Origin of the sequence: Entomomonas asaccharolytica (assembly GCF_016653615.1) — a bacterium.
Lineage (GTDB): Bacteria > Pseudomonadota > Gammaproteobacteria > Pseudomonadales > Pseudomonadaceae > Entomomonas > Entomomonas asaccharolytica.
The window spans coordinates 68,521-86,419 of sequence record NZ_CP067393.1; the positions used below are offsets into that span (position 1 = coordinate 68,521).

Annotated in this window: 15 protein-coding genes and 1 tRNA gene; 7 read left to right on the top strand and 9 right to left on the bottom strand. The window is 35.6% G+C overall.

The annotated features are described in order from the left end of the window. Positions 1-22: 22 nt before the first annotated feature. Complete coding sequence (locus JHT90_RS00340; RefSeq protein ID WP_201092691.1) at positions 23-1,294, bottom strand: tyrosine-type recombinase/integrase; 1,272 nt, start codon at positions 1,292-1,294, stop codon at positions 23-25. A 409-nt stretch (positions 1,295-1,703) separates the two neighbouring features. Between JHT90_RS00340 and JHT90_RS00345 the strand changes: the two genes are divergently transcribed. After that, complete coding sequence (locus JHT90_RS00345) at positions 1,704-2,129, top strand: OsmC family peroxiredoxin (RefSeq protein ID WP_201092699.1); 426 nt, start codon at positions 1,704-1,706, stop codon at positions 2,127-2,129. Between the two features lie 759 nt (positions 2,130-2,888). Next, complete coding sequence (locus JHT90_RS00350; protein WP_201092701.1) at positions 2,889-3,077, top strand: hypothetical protein; 189 nt, start codon at positions 2,889-2,891, stop codon at positions 3,075-3,077. Positions 3,078-3,274: 197 nt separating this feature from the next. Here the strand turns inward: JHT90_RS00350 and JHT90_RS00355 are convergent, their stop codons facing one another. The 5 genes from JHT90_RS00355 to JHT90_RS00375 form a co-directional block, all read right to left on the bottom strand. Further along, complete coding sequence (locus tag JHT90_RS00355) at positions 3,275-4,537, bottom strand: Y-family DNA polymerase (protein WP_201092703.1); 1,263 nt, start codon at positions 4,535-4,537, stop codon at positions 3,275-3,277. Then, on the bottom strand, positions 4,534-4,980 hold the full coding sequence (locus tag JHT90_RS00360; protein ID WP_201092705.1) for a LexA family protein: 447 nt from the start codon (positions 4,978-4,980) through the stop codon (positions 4,534-4,536). Before JHT90_RS00360 ends, JHT90_RS00355 begins: the two co-directional genes overlap by 4 nt. Positions 4,981-5,257: 277 nt before the next feature. Next, on the bottom strand, positions 5,258-5,797 hold the full coding sequence (locus JHT90_RS00365) for a hypothetical protein (protein ID WP_201092707.1): 540 nt from the start codon (positions 5,795-5,797) through the stop codon (positions 5,258-5,260). A 209-nt stretch (positions 5,798-6,006) separates the two neighbouring features. Beyond that, positions 6,007-7,179, bottom strand: coding sequence for an MFS transporter (locus JHT90_RS00370; RefSeq protein WP_201092709.1), 1,173 nt, complete (start codon positions 7,177-7,179; stop codon positions 6,007-6,009). 213 nt (positions 7,180-7,392) lie between these two features. Next, on the bottom strand, positions 7,393-8,529 hold the full coding sequence (locus JHT90_RS00375) for an alpha/beta hydrolase (RefSeq protein WP_379971653.1): 1,137 nt from the start codon (positions 8,527-8,529) through the stop codon (positions 7,393-7,395). 151 nt (positions 8,530-8,680) lie between these two features. Here JHT90_RS00375 and JHT90_RS00380 point away from each other — a divergent pair, with 151 nt between their 5' ends. Together JHT90_RS00380 and JHT90_RS00385 are read left to right on the top strand one after the other, a co-directional pair. Further along, entirely contained in the window at positions 8,681-9,583 is a 903-nt protein-coding gene (locus tag JHT90_RS00380; RefSeq protein WP_201092711.1) for a LysR family transcriptional regulator, read from the top strand. A gap of 200 nt (positions 9,584-9,783) precedes the next feature. Next, entirely contained in the window at positions 9,784-10,530 is a 747-nt protein-coding gene (locus JHT90_RS00385) for an SAM-dependent methyltransferase (RefSeq protein WP_201092713.1), read from the top strand. A gap of 77 nt (positions 10,531-10,607) precedes the next feature. On the opposite strand, the gene JHT90_RS00390 is transcribed toward JHT90_RS00385, so the two are convergent. Then, positions 10,608-10,684 (bottom strand) — tRNA-Arg (locus tag JHT90_RS00390). A 208-nt stretch (positions 10,685-10,892) separates the two neighbouring features. Between JHT90_RS00390 and glnE the strand changes: the two genes are divergently transcribed. The 3 genes from glnE (at position 10,893) to waaC (ending at position 16,121) form a co-directional block, all read left to right on the top strand. Continuing rightward, positions 10,893-13,832 (top strand): bifunctional [glutamate--ammonia ligase]-adenylyl-L-tyrosine phosphorylase/[glutamate--ammonia-ligase] adenylyltransferase, encoded by a 2,940-nt coding sequence (gene glnE / locus JHT90_RS00395; RefSeq protein ID WP_201092719.1) that lies wholly within the window; start codon positions 10,893-10,895, stop codon positions 13,830-13,832. A 189-nt stretch (positions 13,833-14,021) separates the two neighbouring features. Beyond that, on the top strand, positions 14,022-15,053 hold the full coding sequence (waaF, locus tag JHT90_RS00400) for a lipopolysaccharide heptosyltransferase II (protein WP_201092721.1): 1,032 nt from the start codon (positions 14,022-14,024) through the stop codon (positions 15,051-15,053). Beyond that, entirely contained in the window at positions 15,054-16,121 is a 1,068-nt protein-coding gene (gene waaC, locus JHT90_RS00405; RefSeq protein WP_201092730.1) for a lipopolysaccharide heptosyltransferase I, read from the top strand. Positions 16,122-16,148: 27 nt separating this feature from the next. Here waaC and bfr read toward each other — a convergent pair whose 3' ends face one another. Both bfr and lipA read right to left on the bottom strand, forming a co-directional pair. Further along, complete coding sequence (bfr, locus tag JHT90_RS00410) at positions 16,149-16,613, bottom strand: bacterioferritin (RefSeq protein WP_201092739.1); 465 nt, start codon at positions 16,611-16,613, stop codon at positions 16,149-16,151. A 234-nt stretch (positions 16,614-16,847) separates the two neighbouring features. Continuing rightward, positions 16,848-17,825, bottom strand: a complete 978-nt coding sequence (lipA, locus tag JHT90_RS00415; RefSeq protein ID WP_201092740.1) for a lipoyl synthase — start codon at positions 17,823-17,825, stop codon at positions 16,848-16,850. Between the last annotated feature and the right edge of the window lie 74 nt (positions 17,826-17,899).

Here is a 17,899-nt window from a genome sequence, read left to right on the forward strand (position 1 = left end):
AGAATAACCGACAAATTATTTATCATTCATTTTTGTATTGATAAGGTGCTTTATAACCATGATCTCTATTGTAGATAATATAGTTACTCCACCATTGCATAATATTTATTCTTTCCTCTAAATGCTTCGCTTTATGAATATAGGCGGCTCTAACATTATTGCGCTCTAGGTGGCTCATTTGGCGTTCTACGGCATCTTCACTGAATAAACCACTTTCTATTAATGCACTACAGGCTAATGATCTAAAGCCATGCCCGCATATTTCGGTTTTGGTGTTATAACCTATCTTTCTTAGTGCTTCGTTTATAGCATTCTCTGAAATTGGTTTAATACCGTTGTAAGTAAATATTAGGTCATAGTTGCCTGTTATTTCTTTTAGCTCTGTAAATAGCTGTATAACCTGATCTGATAAAGGTACTATATGGGCGGTCATCATTTTAGCCGCTCTATCAGCATATCTAACTCCTTCGATAGCTTCTCGAGTTTCGGGAATAATCCAAACTTTATTAGTAAAGTCTATTTCATCCCATCGAGCGAACCTTAACTCACTTGATCTTACAAAAGTATGTAAGGTAATTAACAAAGCATATTTTGTTACTACATAGTGAGGATAATTATATAAACGTTCGGCTAGTTCTTGTAAGTGTTCTATATTTAATGCAGGTCTATGATTAGATTTAGGCGCAATTTTTAAGCCTGCTAGGTCTATTGATGGGTTATTTTCAATTAATCCTTTAAATACAGCATGTCGCATGATTTCTATTATCTGTCTTCTAATTCTACTAGCAACATCTAGTAAACCATCATCTATAAGCTTTTGTACTGGAGGTATTAAATCTTTAAGAGTTATGGTATGAATTAATTTATTACCTAAAGAGGGCAATAAATGAAGCTCAATACCTCTTGTCACTTTATTAGTATTAATAGGTTTCCAATTCTTTTCATATTCCGTTTGTTTTATCCAACTTCTAGCTGTTGCTTCAAATGTATTGCCAGTATTTAAAATAGTTTTATCCTTGTTTTTTTGTTCTATTGGATCAATCCCTTTTACTAGTAACTCTTTTACTTTGTCTCTTTTTTCTCTGGCTTCTTTTAAAGATAAGACGGGATAATTGCCAAAAGCTGTTACAGTTTCTTTTCCATTTGGCTTTTTAAATTTCATCCGCCAGCTTTTTGTTCCATTTGTTTTGACTAATAAGAAAAGACCACCACCATCAAATAATTTATAGTTTTTATCTTTAGGTTTTGCACTATTAATTTTAATATCACTTAATGGATTAACTAATATAGCCATTATCTATACTCACAAAGGTGTTAATATTGTACCCCCTTTTGTACCCCCTTTTTAATAAGTTGTCAATGGTTCTATAACAGTCTTATAATATAAAAATACTAAGTAATTCAATATAGTTAATATAATATATAGACTATTTTAGAAAATATAATACTCATTAATGGCTCCGCCTCCGAGCACCATATATAAAGCCTAGTTAATTAATTTAACTAGGCTTTTTTGTTTTAAGAGTTTTGTTAACTGCCATTTTAACCCTATTAAATAATTTATACCTCTTCAATTTAGAGCAGTTAAAATACTAAATTGATTTTTGTAGTTTGACTAATAAAATATGTAGATTTATAGTATAGGGTTTTGTTCATAAACATGATAATTTTCTTATATTTAGAAGTTAAGAAGAGGTTTCAAAATGAAGCGTTTAGCAAGAACCGAGTGGGTTGGCTCTTTGGATGAGGGTGTAAGTGTAATAACTACGGATAGCCAAGTTCTAAATGAAGCGACACATTCGTATAGTGCGCGCTATCAAGAAAACACTCCTAATCAAACTAGCCCAGAAGAACTTATAGCAGCAGCACATTCAGACTGTTATTCTTCCATGTTTAAAATAGTTTTTGAAAAAGAAAATTATGATGTGCAGAATTTAAAAACTTGTGTTGAAGTAACAATAGATGATGAAACACATGATGTAATAGGTTCGGATATATCTGTAGTAGCTAAAATACCAAATATTTCAAAAGAAAAATTTATTAGTTTAGCTACTTTAGCAAAAGATATATGTCCAGTAACTAGATTATTAAAAATACCAGTTAGTCTTGATTGTGAGTTAATAGAATAGCTAAATATATTCCTAATATTGTATTGGGTGCTTTCGTTAATTAATACAATTTAATAGAAAAAGTTGTTGCTAGTGGTTATAGCTATAATAACCTTATTTCTATTTTATCAATCCTATGCAATAAATTGCTGAAAAGTATTACAGCTTTTTTTTCACCATGGGCCATATGGTGCATTCTTGCAAACGGACAGGGTACGATGAAATCATTGTATCCTGAGCTTATTTATTAACATTTAAGTAATAACTAAGGATAGATACATAATATTGTTTTATTGGAAATTTAAGTAAAAAATTATTTTTAAACGAGGAAGTGTTTGTTTGATGTACACTTTTGAAAGTGTAATTTTTCACCCTACGATAGGCAAGAAAAAGAAGCCTAAAATTTACTGTTGGAATGTTATAACAGTTTATTAAAGGCTTTAACAGAGTTAACCCATGCAAGGATATATAGTTATATCGTCTTTATTTAGCAACTTAGAGTGAATAGAAAAAAAGTTTTTAATCGTTAAAGACAAACTAAATAAAGACACTACTAATAGTAGGGTAATTAACTATTTATGTTAATTAGCTGAATGACTATATTGACCACCTACATAAGTTGTATAAACATAATTAATTCATACTAATTCTATTCAGTTACGATTATTTAGAATGTATTTTTACAATTTGAATAAGTTATTGCTGAGGCAGAAATAATATATTTCAGTTTAAAAATAGCATATCAACTCTACTTTAGAAAATTTATAAGTGAGAACATATATGAAATTTATTAAAATTGAAGATCCTATCTATTTAGTTAATCCAGAAACAATAGCCTTTATTAGATGGCAAGATCCATTCTTTTTTATAAAATTGGTAGATGGTTCAGATTTGCCAGGTATTTATTTTGAAGGGTCTATAGAAGAGTTCACAGCTAACCTGTTTGAGAACATTATTGAATTTAACTAGTTATTTTAGATAGTAAATTATTGTATAAGCCCACAGTAGTGGGCTTTTTCTTTATTATTTGTAATTGATTAATGAATGATATAAGGTCTTGGCAAAACAAAAAAAGATAAAGTCTTACGCTGTATACTAAGTATATGCCGATAATCTGATTTATTATATAAAATATGAAAATAGAGTAAGCTCATTCCTTGATAGGTTTATTTAACAATAGGTATTTCATCCCATCGTGTTGTATAACGTTTACTTAGTAAATCTCTTTTAATAATCCAAGCAGCATTATGTCTTATTCCACCTATTCTAATAGTATCTCTACCCATTTTTTTATTAATCATATCAACAGTGCTATTTAATTTATTGCTTTTTTCTTTCTGTTCACTATCTTGTGATGCTGAAAAAATATCAAATTGCTGAATGTCTTTATCTGTAAGATCAAGCATCATGACACCTGCCTTCATAAACATATAGCCTTTTTTATAAATAGTCTTTAATCCTTGTTGAGCAGCTTTAATTATCTCTCGCGTGTCATTAGTAGGATAGGGAAGTGGTACAACAATAGAGGGATTATATTGAGGTAAATCATCCCTAAATCTATTGGTTTTAAGAAATATAAGAACAGCTCTTGCAACCGAGTTTTGTTTTCTTAGTTTTTCTGCTCCTTTGCTTGAATGGACTCTGATAGCTTCATGTAAGTCATATAGACTGCCTGTTAAGCGTCCAAAACTACGAGAAGTCATAATGTTCTTTTTAGTTGTATCAAGATCATCAAGCACTATGCAGGGTATACCCTGTAATTCTAGTACAGTCCGTTCAAGAATAACTGAAAATTGTTTTCTAATATATTTAGGATCAGCTTCCTTTAGTTGCCAAGCTGTTGTTATGCCCATTGCCTGAAGTTTGTTGGCTATTCGATAGCCAACGCCCCATATCTTACTAACAGGTAAGTTTTTTAATAATGTTTCTAGTTTTGGTTCTGTTGGATGTAACCAACAAACGCCTTCATAATCAGGATTCTTTTTAGCTACATGATTAGCTATCTTGGCTAGTGTGCGAGTAGAGGAAAGGCCAATACTAACAGGAATGCCCGTATTCCGTTTAATGATATGTCTTAATCGTTTACAGTGCTCTACAGGATTACCGAAACCCTCCAGATGTACAAATGCTTCGTCAATAGAGTAAATCTCTAAATCGGCTGTATGTTCTCTTATTGTATTAAATACTCTGTAACTCATATCACCATATAGTTCATAATTAGAACTAAGTAAGGTTATTTGCTTCTGTATTCCATTAGGAATCTTAAAAGCAGGCATCCCCATAGGCACAAGTGGCTTGATCTCATTAGAACGCGCTATGATACAGCCATCATTGTTGGAGAGAATGCCTATGGGTTTACCTACAAGACTAGGATTAAATACACGTTCACAAGAAGCATAGAAGTTATTGCAATCAATAAGGCCAATCACTGGCTTCTACCCCTTAAAGAGTGAATAGTATGGATTACTACACCCCATATATGAACTTCTTTATCCTTTAAAGGGATAGTAGGATAGTCAGGATTACCAGATACTAAACAAGGCGAGTTAGGCATATAAGCTAAACGTTTACAGGTTAACTCACCATCAATGGCCACAATTAAAATATCACCAATTTTAGGATCAAGTGAACGATCAACAATCAACAAATCCCCGTTAAATATTCCATCATTAATCATAGAGTCGCCGACAGCTCTAATATAATAAGTAGCGTTAGGGTGCTGAATAAGAAGCTCCGTAAGATCGAGCTTAGTTTCAAGATAATCGTCAGCAGGGGAGGGAAAACCAGCTCTAACAGGGTTGTTCACAAATGGCAAATAGTGCATTTCAGACTCAAATGCACAACCAAGCACAACAAAACTAGATTTGTGCAAGTTAAAATCTCCAAAAAAATACTATAAAAATCCGTAGCTCAAAATCCCTTATTGGCATCATGCTCATTGTTGGATTATTAGAAGTGATAGTATGATTAAAATTACATACTTTAATGAGTTAAATATATAATTATAGCTTTATGGCGGTCAAGCTAACTCTACTAATGTTTATAAATATTAGTTCAAGGTTATCAAATACACTATAAAAAAAGCCTTATATTCACTATGATACAAGGCTTTATATTGTATTTATGTCAATATAAGAAAAATAAAATAGTTATTTAATCGTTGTAACAATTTCGCCAACGACCTTTTCAGGAAATCCTTTAAATTTTATAAAATGAATAAAACCTTTGCGTTCTACAGGCACTAAATAGACATTAATATAATCGTTATTTAAGGGACGCATAAAAGCCATAAAGCTTTTATTAGCAATTTTAATTGCTGTAATTTGTCCATTACAAAGCCCTTCTTCTTTTCTCACTTTTTGAATAGCATTCATATCATCACCTAGCGGTAATAATCCGAATAATTTAAGATAGAACATATCAGGTTTTAACTTACTACCAGTCACAGTTTCTCGGTAATTAAAACCAATTACTTTGCCATTATTAAAAAATATTAGAGGAGAGTCACTAACCCCAAAACTGATGGGTTGTTCAACTTTCATTTCTAAACCTGTAAGGGTGACTAAAGGAAAGTTAGCAGAAGCCAAAGGTGTATATTCTTGTAAATTTACCTTTACTTCGCAATCATCAGCTATTGCAGTATTTGTAATGAACAATGATGTTATAAATATAAGAAAAAGCTTTTTCATGTATTACTCACCCTTTACTTTAGATTTAATTTAACTAACTAAGTATTACATAAAATAACTTCAATCATTAAGTAATTTCTAAGACTGGAGATGAGATAAGTAAAGTTAATAATGATTATGCATTATATAGTGATCCATACCATGTATATAACTATTGGTAGCTATTAATTTAATTGGTGGTTTAAATATTATCTATTTATTGGTGATATTCAGTGGGTTACTTTATATGCCAAAGTTCTTAAGATAATACCAACAATACCCAATGCAGCAAATAGCAATGCACCCAGTATAGAATATTGTGTACCCCAATCAGAGATAAATAATCCACAAACAAAGGTTCCTAATGTGGTACCAAGATTAGCAGCGGTTAAAAATAAGCCATTAGCAAACTCTGGTGCTTCGGGGGCGGCAGTGCTGACCATATATTGATTACCATTGTTGGCAATACCAACAAATATGCCCAGTGGTAACAAAATAGCAGTAACAATGAAAGCGGATTCACCCATTATAAATAACAAAATATATAATGCTAAGAGTAATATAGGCATGCTAATTAATGTTGGAGAAGGTATTTTTGCTAGTAGTCTACCTGCTAGAATATTACCAATAATATTAGCCAGCCCATATAAAAATAGTAATAAACTAATAATTTTAAAGGACAATATGGTCACTGAATGTAGATAATCAGAAAGATAACTATAAAAACCAAACATCACAGCATTCATCAAAATAGCCGCGATTACAGACAACCATAAAATAGATTTCTTCAACACAGCTAACTGTTTACCATAAGTTAGCCTACTAGTTGTTGGCATTGATGGTATAAACAATATTGTAGCAGCTAACACTATAACATTTACTACCGTGAAAAATACCATAGCCATACTAAAGCCCCATTCATCAGCAATAAAGCTAGTTATGGGTACGCCAAGTACCATACCAGCTGAAACACCAACAAATACTTTTGCTATTGCTTTGGGCGCTTCCTGCTTACTGACTGAAGCTGCTGCGGTTGTAAAGGCAATGGTAATATATACAGGATGAAAAAAAGCGGGAATAGCGCGAAATACTAACTGGACACTATAGTTTTCAGCAAAAATAGAAATAATATTACTTACCACAAATACTGATAGGGACAACACCATTGCAGTTTTGCGGTTTATTTTAGAAAACAGTAATGGAACAATTGGTGCAGTGAAAGCTATTACTAAAGCAAATAAACTAATCATCCAGCCTGCTTCAGGCACACTAATATTAAATTTTTGGGCGATAATTGGAATAATGCCAACCACTCCCATTTCAGTATTCAAAATACCAAATACACCAAGGGTTAAAATCGGTACTAACAGGCGATTATTTGCCTGATGAGTTGAGTTTGTCATCAAAAACCTTACTAGTTATTTAATCTATGATGGAAAACGGTTTAAGTTACGCCCACTACCATTAGTTTTAGCGAGTGATATAGCATGGACTATCTAGGGTATAAAAGGTGTATTAAATGCTTCGAGTTTTCCATTAGAATTTTATCTATAAAAATACCTGCTGAAACATTTCAGACAGGTATTTTTAGAAGGGTATTAATTATCGCAAACTTATCATTTCAAATTATCTTTAAAAAACTGTTCAAACTTATCAAATGGAATTTTATCCAAGTTATCGTACAAATCCACATGGTCTGCATCAGCGATAACAACCAGTTCTTTTGGTTCAGCAGCAGCCTTATATACATCTTCTGAATAGTAGCGTGAATGCGCTTTATCGCCAGTTACTAGCAGAACAGGACGTGGTGCAATCCATTTGATATTTTCCATTAGTGGGAAACTAAAGAATGACATAGGGGTAGTCGCTGTCCAAGCAGTTGTTGAGTTAATTGCTCTTGGATGAAAGCCTCGAGGTGTTTTGTAATAGTCATAAAATCTTGCCAAAATTGGATTAGGATCTTTTGGTAATGCCTCAGGTAAGACATGATCACCTTTAATGATATTGCCTTTTTCATCAAAGGGTATTTCATGTAGCCCTACAGCAAATGTACCTTGTTCAGCATCAATCCAACGTTGTTGGCTTAAATAATCTACTACTTTCTGCCGTTGTTCTGGTGTATAGGAATCTTGATAACCTTTACTCATACTACGAGACATATCATACATAGCTGTAGTTGCTACTGCTTTGATACGAGAATCACTTGAAGCAGCAGTAATAGCCATGCCTGTTAAGCCACATATAGCCAACACACCAATACGATCACGGTCAACAAAAGGTTGTAAACCAATAAAATCTACTGCTGCACTAAAATCTTCTGTATAAATATCAGGTGATGCCACATTACGAACTTCACCACCACTTTCGCCAGTGAACGAAGGATCAAAGGCTAAAGTAACAAAGCCCCTCTCTGCTAAGGTCTGTGCGTGTAAGCCAGCAGTTTGTTCTTTTACTGCACCAAAAGGGCCACTTAAAATGATGGCAGCCAGTTTTTTATTAGCCATGTTCTGTGGTGTATAGAGATCACCCACTAACGTAATGCCATAACGGTTTTTAAAAGTAACTTTTTGATGATCAATCTTATTACTTTTAGGGAAAGTTTTATCCCATTCTTGAGTAAGTTGCATACTGTTTATTCCTGTATTTCCAATAACTTGAGGATTAGCGATTGCAGCAGATGTACTGATAATAAGTGAAATCCCTACAGCAACAGCAATTTGCAGAAATTTTCTGTGGGAGAAGAAAGGTTTCATAGTGACTCCTAGCTGTTAGCTCATTGATAAAATATGCGATTATTTTGTTACTTGTTTGCATAGCTTAATTTAATGAATTTATTATTGATCAAGGATTACTCTGATACAATGAATAAATTCGGAATTGATAATTCGCAAATCGAGAATAATTATGTTGAACCGATTAGATGCGTTGAAATATTTTTGTATTGCTGCTGAAACATTGCAATTTCGAGAAACAGCAGTACGAATGTCAGTATCGCCACAAGTGGTTACACGCATGATTGCCGAACTAGAAGAAGAATTAGGTACATTATTGTTTGTACGTAATACGCGCAATATGCAGCTAACTGAATTTGGTGAGCGTTTTTTACCACAAGCACAACAATATTTATTAGACGGTGAAAAATTATTTGCAACGGCTAAAAAAAAGCAAAGTGATATAAGTGGTGTGGTTCGAATTACTGCAATAAGGCTACCTGAAAATGAGGCTATCATAACTGACTTGGTAGAAAAGTGTGCAGATTATCCAGAGTTACGAATAGATTGGCGTGTAGATTCAGCTAAACTTCATTGGGTAGAAAATCAGATTGATATTGGCCTGCGTATTGGATTTGAACCAGATCCACTGATGATTATACGAAAAATTAGCACCATGCAGGATAAATTCGTGGTTTCACCAAAATTATTGGCTAAGCTTGGTCAACCAAAAGATTTAGATGATTTACAAAAACGTTATCCTGTAAGCAATTTAATCAATATTAATACAGGTCGTTCATGGGGTTGGCCAATTAATGACGAACTGCACTTATTTCCAAAACAGCTTCAGTTTGCCACTGATGATCAATACAGTGAACTTTCTGCAGCATTAGCAGGAATGACTTGTTCACTTGTTGCAGACTATATATGTAATAAATACCTTGCAACGGGTAAGTTAGTTGAGCTATTTCCTGATATCCCGCGAAAACAGTGGCAAATGTACCTCTATCGGCCACAGCGTACCATTACTTCTGCGCATGTGTTGAAAGTATTTGATTGGTTAACCGAGATTTTGCATAAATACTATAAAAAATAAAAAAAGTTAGATCAGTAGCAATGATATAAAGCATTTTTTAAATAATGCTGAAAAATGCTTAGTAAATACAATAAAATTCATACAGATAATTCTATAATGTAACGGTTTGAAAGAAAGTATTGTTATTTAGAATCCTTATCTGCTAAAGCGCTTAATGATATACTCCAATTACTACACCACTTAGTGAAAGGAGTTCTACATTGGACATTCCACGTATCTTCAACATTACTGAAAGTGCTCATCGTATCCATAACCCATTTACCTCAGAAAAACTTGCTACATTGGGTGCTGTATTACGCCTCAAACATGGAGCTCGAGTGCTTGATCTTGGTAGTGGTTCAGGTGAAATGTTATGCACTTGGGCGCGTGATTATGGAATCACTGGTATTGGGGTTGATATGAGCCAGTTATTCAGTAAGCAGGCGAAGCTCCGAGCAGTAGAACTTAGCGTTGACAATCAAGTACAGTTTATTCATGGTGATGCTGCTGGCTATGTAGCCAAAGAGAAGTGCGATGTAGCAGCCTGTATTGGCGCAACGTGGATTGGTGGGGGTATCGCTGGCACTATTGAACTTCTAACAAAAAGCCTTCATAAGGGTGGAATCATCCTGATTGGTGAGCCCTACTGGCGTCAATTACCGCCAACAGAAGATATCGCTAAAGAATGCTTTGCCAATTCTATTTCTGATTTTCTTATGCTTCCTGAACTTGTCAGCTTTTTTGACGAGCTAGGTTATGACGTTGTGGAAATGGTGCTAGCTGACCAAGAGGGCTGGGACAGATACGAAGCAGCCAAGTGGCTAACTATGCGCCGATGGCTTGAGGAAAATCCTAACGATGACTTTGCTAAAGAAGTTCGCGCCCAACTGACTATCGCACCAAAACGCCATGTCATCTATACACGTGAATACCTAGGATGGGGCGTGTTTGCTCTGATCGCACGATAATATTAAGTGATAGAAGGAGTTATTGTTTTCAATAGCTGGAGAAATTGTATTATAGCTGCTAATGAGCTTACATTTAATGGCGCACTCGGCGGGAGTTGAACCCACGACCCCTGCCTTCGGAGGGCAGTACTCTATCCAACTGAGCTACGAGTGCGTATAGCAGAGGGGCATAATAATACGCATATAACAATTAATAGTCTACACTTTTGGTTATTTCATTTGTAGTAAAATAGAAATTAAGTTATCGAGTTATTAATTTTTACTGAAAAGGCTTTAGTTGCTTATAATAGATCAACTAAATAACAATAAATTAGTCTATTATTTATATTTACAGTAAAACTAATAACCCATTGGATGTCGCTATGAATAAACCTGCGTTAATTGCTATACCTGAATCCTTACAATCAATGAAGTTACATGGTATTAATGCTTTTTCAGAGGCGTTGGCCGATAAAGGTTTAGATAGTAAGATTTATCAGCAATGGCCTGCAGAAAAACAGCAGCAATTAGCCAGAGTATTAACCTGTAGTGAGTTTGTTGTAGAGCAAGTAAGACGTTGTCCAGAAATACTATTAGAATTGTTAGAAAGTGGCGAGCTAGATCGTAGTGTTAGTAGGCAGGAGATTATTGAGCAGTTAGCAAAAGTTGTGGATGCCTGTAGTACAGAAGATGAGTTATTAAGTTGTTTACGTAAGGCACGTAATCGTCAACAAATCCGTATTATTTGGCGTGATATTACAAGGCAAGCAGATTTAATAGAAACTTGTAAAAACCTTTCTGATTTTGCAGATGCGAGTATCGATCAGGCTTATCATTGGCTATATAAAGAGCAAGCTAAGGTTTTTGGTGTGCCTATTGGCAGATACACAAAACAACCCCAGCATTTAGTTATTTTAGGGATGGGTAAATTAGGTGCTCAAGAGCTAAATCTTTCTTCTGATATTGATCTAATTTTTGCTTATCCAGAGGGAGGGGAAACGGAGGGGGCTAAGAAGTCTTTAGACAATCAAGAATTTTTTACACGTTTAGGCCAAAAGCTAATTAAAGCATTAGATAGTATTACTATTGATGGTTTTGTGTTTCGAGTAGATATGCGTCTACGGCCTTATGGCTCAAGTGGCCCTTTAGTTTATAGTTTTCCTGCCATGGAACAATATTATCAGGATCAAGGGCGTGATTGGGAACGTTATGCCATGATTAAGGCGCGAGTAGTTGCTGGCGATAAGGAAACGGGCAAGGATTTAATAGAAATTTTAAGACCCTTTGTTTATCGACGTTATCTCGATTTCACTGCTATTGAAGCCTTGCGCACGATGAAGCAATTGATTCAACAGGAAGTTAAACGTAAGGGAATGAGCGAGAATATTAAACTTGGCTCAGGTGGTATTAGAGAGATCGAGTTTATTGCACAGGCTTTTCAGTTAATTCATGGTGGCAGGGATTTAAGTTTACAGCAGCGACCTTTACTAAAAGTACTGGATACTTTAGCAGGTGAAGGATACCTACCTTCTGCTGTGGTGGATGAATTAAAGTCAGTTAATTGTTTTTTACGTTATGTAGAACATGCGATTCAAACCATTGCTGATAAGCAAACCCAAATGTTGCCAGATAACCCAACAGATCAAGCCCGTGTAGCGTTTATGATGGGCTATGAAAATTGGCAAGCATTTTATGAGGCTTTAACAAGCTATCGTGAACGTATAGATTGGCACTTTAAGCAGGTGATTGCTGATCCAGAAGAGGAAGAACAAGAAGCTAGTCAAGCTGTTGGGGAGGAGTGGTTATCTCTGTGGATAAGAACCCAAGATGAAGAGAACTCCTGTAATCAATTAGCAGAAGCAGGGTTTACAGATGTACAGGCACTTTATCAAAAGTTAATGGATTTACGCCATAGTCCTAGTTTGAGATCTATTCAGCGTACAGGGAAAGAACGTTTAGACGCTTTTGTGCCACGCTTGATTAATGCTGCTATGGAGTTGGAACAGCCTACCTTAAGTATATTAAGAGTATTGCCTTTAATTGAAGCGGTAGCGCGTCGCTCTGTTTATTTAGTATTGCTTACGGAAAATCCTAGTGCCTTAAAAAGATTGTTAAAGCTCTGTGCAGCGAGCCCTTGGATTGCTGAGCAAATTACTCATTATCCAGTGTTGCTTGATGAACTGTTAAATGAAGATAAATTATTTAGCCCGCCCAAAGCAGTAGAATTGGCCGCAGAGTTACGGCAGCATTTAGCACGTATTCCTGAGGATGATTTAGAACAGCAAATGGAAGCATTGAGACATTTTAAATTGGCACACCGTTTACGGGTGGCAGCTTCTGAAATTACGGGTAATTTACCTTTAATGAAAGTAAGTGATTATTTAACGTGGTTAGCAGAAGCTATTCTTACTGAAGTATTGCATTTAGCATGGCGCCAATGTGTCTCGAAATATGGTGTTCCTCAACGATTAGATGGTACTGCTTGTGATTTAGATTATATTATTATTGGTTATGGCAAGGTGGGCGGTATTGAAATGGGTCATAATTCAGACCTTGACCTTGTTTTTATTCATAATGGTGATCCACAGTCAGAGACAGATGGCGCTAAGTCAATTGATGGCTTGTTGTTTTTTACCCGTTTAGGGCAGCGAATTATCCATATTTTAACCACTCAAACCACTTCAGGTATCTTATATGAAGTTGATATGCGCTTAAGGCCTTCAGGTGCATCAGGTTTATTAGTTAGTAGCTTAGCTGCTTTTCAACGTTATCAAGAGAAAGAGGCGTGGACTTGGGAGCATCAGGCATTAGTTAGGGCGCGCGTATTAACTGGTGCCTCTGATGTGGCAGAAGCATTTGAGAAAATTCGTATTGAGATATTGGGCAGGCAACGAGATTTAACACAGCTTCAAACAGAAGTAAGTGAGATGCGCAAAAAAATGCGTGATAATCTAGGAACACAAATAACCAATGCTGGACTAGGTAATAATGCTTTTGCAGCAGATCAATTATTTAATTTAAAACATGATGCAGGTGGTATGGTAGATATTGAGTTTATGACTCAGTTTGTTACTTTGGCTTGGTCATGGAAATACCCAGAATTATCTGTTTATACTGATAATATTCGTATTTTAGATGCAATGGCAGAAACCCATTTAATGACACAGGAAGATGCTCTTTGGCTACAAGATACTTACCGAGCTTATCGTTCGGTGGTGCATAAATTAGCATTACAGAATGAACCTAATTTAGTCGCTGCTAATCAGTTTGTTGAAGAGCGAAAAAGGGTAATGAGTTTTTGGTACTCTCTAGGGCTGAGTTAACTCTTTATATTGTTCTTATCTATAACTGGTGAGGATGGATAATCATCATTGAGTGATCGTATTTTATTCAGAGATTTATAAACTAGCAATTGAAGGATAACAGATAACCGCTTAGCTTTTGTTATTTTAGGATACTCCTTTGATCTGGTATTATAAGCAAATTATCCTAATGCAGATTATAAGCAATTAATGAATATATTAATTATAGGCCCTTCATGGGTGGGCGATATGGTGATGGCGCAAACTTTGTTTATATGTTTGCGTAAAGAATATCCAAATTGCAATATTGATGTACTAGCACCAGAGTGGAGTAGACCGATTTTAGAGCGTATGCCTGAAGTAAGAGAAGCTTTATCTTTTCCTTTAGGGCATGGTGCATTAGATATTAAAACCCGTAAACAAATAGGCCGCTCATTACAAGGTAAGTATGAGCAAGCTATTGTATTACCTAATTCCCTTAAATCAGCATTAGTGCCTTATTTTGCCAAAATTGCTAAGCGTACAGGTTGGAAAGGTGAAATGCGGTATATCTTGTTAAATGATATCCGTAAGCTTGATAAAACACTTTATCCTCTAATGATTGAGCGTTTTATGGCGTTAGCGTATCCAAAAGGTAAAGTTTTAGCCCAACCGTACCCTAAACCTCATTTAGAAATTAATCCAGAGTTACAACAACAAGCATTAGCTACTTTTAATTTGCAGCCAGTTAAACCGATATTAGCGCTATGCCCTGGTGCCGAATTTGGTGAGGCAAAAAAATGGCCAGCAGAGTACTATGCCAAAATAGCAGAAGATAGAATAGCAGTAGGTTGGCAAGTATGGATATTTGGTTCTAAAAATGATTTTCCAGTAGGTGAGACCATTCGTAATCTTTTACCGAATGAACAGCAAAACCAATTATATAATCTAGCAGGACAAACCAGTTTGGCACAGGCTATAGACTTATTAGCTTGTGCTAGTGCTGTGGTTACTAATGACTCAGGATTAATGCATGTGGCTGCTGCATTAAATCGCCCAATTGTGGCGGTATATGGTTCCACCTCACCACAGTTTACTCCTCCCTTAGCTGAGCAAGTAGAGATAGTGCGCTTAGGATTAGATTGCAGTCCATGTTTCGACCGTACCTGTAGATTTGGTCACTACAATTGTTTAAAGCAATTAAAACCTGAGTTAGTTGAAACAGCATTGGATAAGTTAATTAAAGTGAAACAGGTGGATTAAATGCGAGTTTTATTAATTAAAACCTCTTCGCTAGGTGATGTAATCCACACTTTACCTGCCTTAACTGATGCTAAAAGAGCGATTGCGGACATTCAATTTGATTGGGTCGTAGAAGAAAGTTTTGCAGAAATACCCAGTTGGCATCCTGCGGTGAATGAAGTTATACCTGTAGCTATCAGGCGCTGGCGCAAAAACCTTTGGCAAACATGGAAAAGTGGCGAGTGGCAAGCATTTAAGCAACGATTAAGAGCTTATAACTATGACTTAGTGATAGATGCTCAAGGTTTGTTAAAAAGCGCTTGGTTAACCCGTTATGTAAAAGCACCTATCGCAGGGTTAGATAAACTATCAGCTAGAGAACCAATGGCTAGTCGTTTTTATCAGAATAGTTATTCTGTTGCTTGGGGGCAGCATGCTGTTGAGCGTGTGCGTCAGTTATTTGCGCAAGCCTTAAATTATCAATTGCCAACAACAATGGGCGATTATGGTTTAGATCGCCAACGGGTAATAGGGAATTTACAAGGTAATGATCCCTATGTCGTGTTCTTACATGGAACTACTTGGGATACAAAGCATTGGCCAGTATATTATTGGCGACAATTAGCAGAAATACTCAATCAGCAAAATGTTTGCGTAAAATTACCTTGGGGTAGTGATAAAGAAAAGTTAAGGGCTGAACAGATAGCAAAAGATTTAGTGAATGTAGTGGTGTTGCCTAAATTAAATCTGCAAGGTATTGCAGCAGTATTGGCAGCTGCTAGAGCTTGTGTGGCTGTAGATACTGGCTTAGGACATTTGGCAGCAGCGTTAGATACGCCTACCATTTCTTTATTCGGCCCTACTAATCCTGAATTAACAGGCTCTTATGGTAAAGAGCAAATCCATTTAATAGGTAATTACCCTGCATGTATACCCTGCTTAAAGAAGGAGTGTACTTATCAGCCTACAGAGCAAGATAAACAGCTATTTGATTTAAACAAAGAATATCCGCTTTGTTTTACGCAAGTAAATCCACAACAAGTGATTAATCATTTATCTGTATTGCTTAACAAAAAACCCATCGTTTAAGATGGGTTTTAGCAAGCAAACATGAAGTTAAACTTGGGATTGATGGTAGTTTTGTAATCCCATCTTTTCAATTAAACCCAGTTGTTTTTCTAACCAATAAGCGTGGTCTTCTTCAGTATCTTTTAATTGGTTGCGGAGCATATCACGGCTTACAAAGTCGCCTTTTTCTTCGCATAATTTAATGCCATCAACTAATGCTTGGCGAACATGTAGCTCTAAACGTAAATCAAACTCAAGCATTTCAGGTACAGTAGTCCCAATATTGATTTCATCAGGACGCATAGTTGGTTTGCCTTCTAAAAAGAGAATACGTCGCATAATTTGGTCAGCATGTTCGGTTTCTTCTTCCATCTCATGATTAAGGCGCTCATACAATTTTTTAAAATCCCAGTCATCGTACATTCTGGAATGAATAAAATATTGATCACGGGCGGCTAATTCTCCCGTTAATAGTTTATTTAAATAATCGATAACTTCAGGATTGCCACGCATTTAGAGTCTCCTTAACGCTAAAGGAGCGTTATTATTAGAAGTGAGTTTATTTCTATAGCATAAATTTTAGTCACTATTGTTTCAAATTACCAGCAATTCAGACTAAATCATTAAAAAAAGCTATGTTGTTGTAAATGCAAATATTTATCATTGTTTATTGCATTCTTTTTAGGCATAAAAAAAGAGCTATCATATTGTTAAATAGCTCTTTTTTTATTAATTCAATAAAACAGGTTAGTTTACTTTTTTACCATGCGCCTGTTGGTCTGCATGATAAGATGAACGCACTAATGCGCCTGATGCGACGTTTTTAAAGCCCATTTTTTTACCTTGTTCTGCAAACCATTCAAAGGTATCTGGGTGTACAAAGCGTTGTACAGGCAAGTGGCTTTTTGATGGCTGTAAGTATTGGCCTAAGGTCAACATATCAACTTCATGCTCCCTTAACCTTTCCATTACTTCAATAATTTCTTCATCGGTTTCACCAAGGCCTAACATTAAACCTGATTTAGTAGGAATATGAGGGACGCGCTTTTTAAAGTTTTGCAGTAAGTCTAATGACCATTCAAAATCAGAACCTGGACGTGATGATTTATATAAGCGAGGTACAGTTTCTAGGTTGTGGTTAAATACATCTGGTGGTTCTGTTGCTGTAATATCTAATGCGATTTCCATACGACCACGATAATCAGGTACTAGCGTTTCTAGCTGTATAGTAGGCGATAATTTACGAATTTCTCTTAGACAATCAGCAAAGTGTTGAGCGCCGCCATCGCGCAAGTCATCACGATCTACAGAAGTAATAACTACATAGCGTAAACCTAAATCAGCAATGGCAATGGCTAGATTTTTAGGTTCATCTGCATCAAGTGGGTTAGGGCGACCATGACCAACATCGCAGAAGGGACAACGACGGGTACAGATATCACCCATAATCATAAAGGTTGCTGTACCTGAGGCAAAGCATTCGCCTAGATTAGGGCAAGTGGCTTCCTCACAAACACTATGTAAACGGTGTTTACGAAGCAAAGTTTTAACTCTTTCCACTTCTGGGGTAGCAGGAATACGCACACGTATCCAATCAGGTTTTTTAGGTAGCTCAGTGGTAGGAATAACTTTTACAGGGATTCTAGCTACTTTATCAGCACCCTTTAATTTAACACCCTGTACAGCTTTTTTAGGAGTGTTAGGTGATTCATTTTGCATAGTCATATTTCAATTTCTTTATCTAAATGATTTATACAGATGGCATTAAATAAAATATATAAAGCTATGTTTTCCAACAT

Excerpts from the sequence above, each read along its gene's own strand:
- JHT90_RS00380 (WP_201092711.1), top strand. The coding sequence starts at position 8,681 with ATGTTGAACCGATTAGATGCGTTGAAATATTTTTGTATTGCTGCTGAA.
- lipA (WP_201092740.1), bottom strand. The coding sequence starts at position 17,825 with ATGACTATGCAAAATGAATCACCTAACACTCCTAAAAAAGCTGTACAG.
- JHT90_RS00345 (WP_201092699.1), top strand. The coding sequence starts at position 1,704 with ATGAAGCGTTTAGCAAGAACCGAGTGGGTTGGCTCTTTGGATGAGGGT.
- JHT90_RS00365 (WP_201092707.1), bottom strand. The coding sequence starts at position 5,797 with ATGAAAAAGCTTTTTCTTATATTTATAACATCATTGTTCATTACAAAT.
- JHT90_RS00375 (WP_379971653.1), bottom strand. The coding sequence starts at position 8,529 with ATGAAACCTTTCTTCTCCCACAGAAAATTTCTGCAAATTGCTGTTGCT.
- glnE (WP_201092719.1), top strand. The coding sequence starts at position 10,893 with ATGAATAAACCTGCGTTAATTGCTATACCTGAATCCTTACAATCAATG.
- bfr (WP_201092739.1), bottom strand. The coding sequence starts at position 16,613 with ATGCGTGGCAATCCTGAAGTTATCGATTATTTAAATAAACTATTAACG.
- JHT90_RS00350 (WP_201092701.1), top strand. The coding sequence starts at position 2,889 with ATGAAATTTATTAAAATTGAAGATCCTATCTATTTAGTTAATCCAGAA.
- JHT90_RS00340 (WP_201092691.1), bottom strand. The coding sequence starts at position 1,294 with ATGGCTATATTAGTTAATCCATTAAGTGATATTAAAATTAATAGTGCA.
- JHT90_RS00370 (WP_201092709.1), bottom strand. The coding sequence starts at position 7,179 with ATGACAAACTCAACTCATCAGGCAAATAATCGCCTGTTAGTACCGATT.
- waaF (WP_201092721.1), top strand. The coding sequence starts at position 14,022 with ATGAATATATTAATTATAGGCCCTTCATGGGTGGGCGATATGGTGATG.
- waaC (WP_201092730.1), top strand. The coding sequence starts at position 15,054 with ATGCGAGTTTTATTAATTAAAACCTCTTCGCTAGGTGATGTAATCCAC.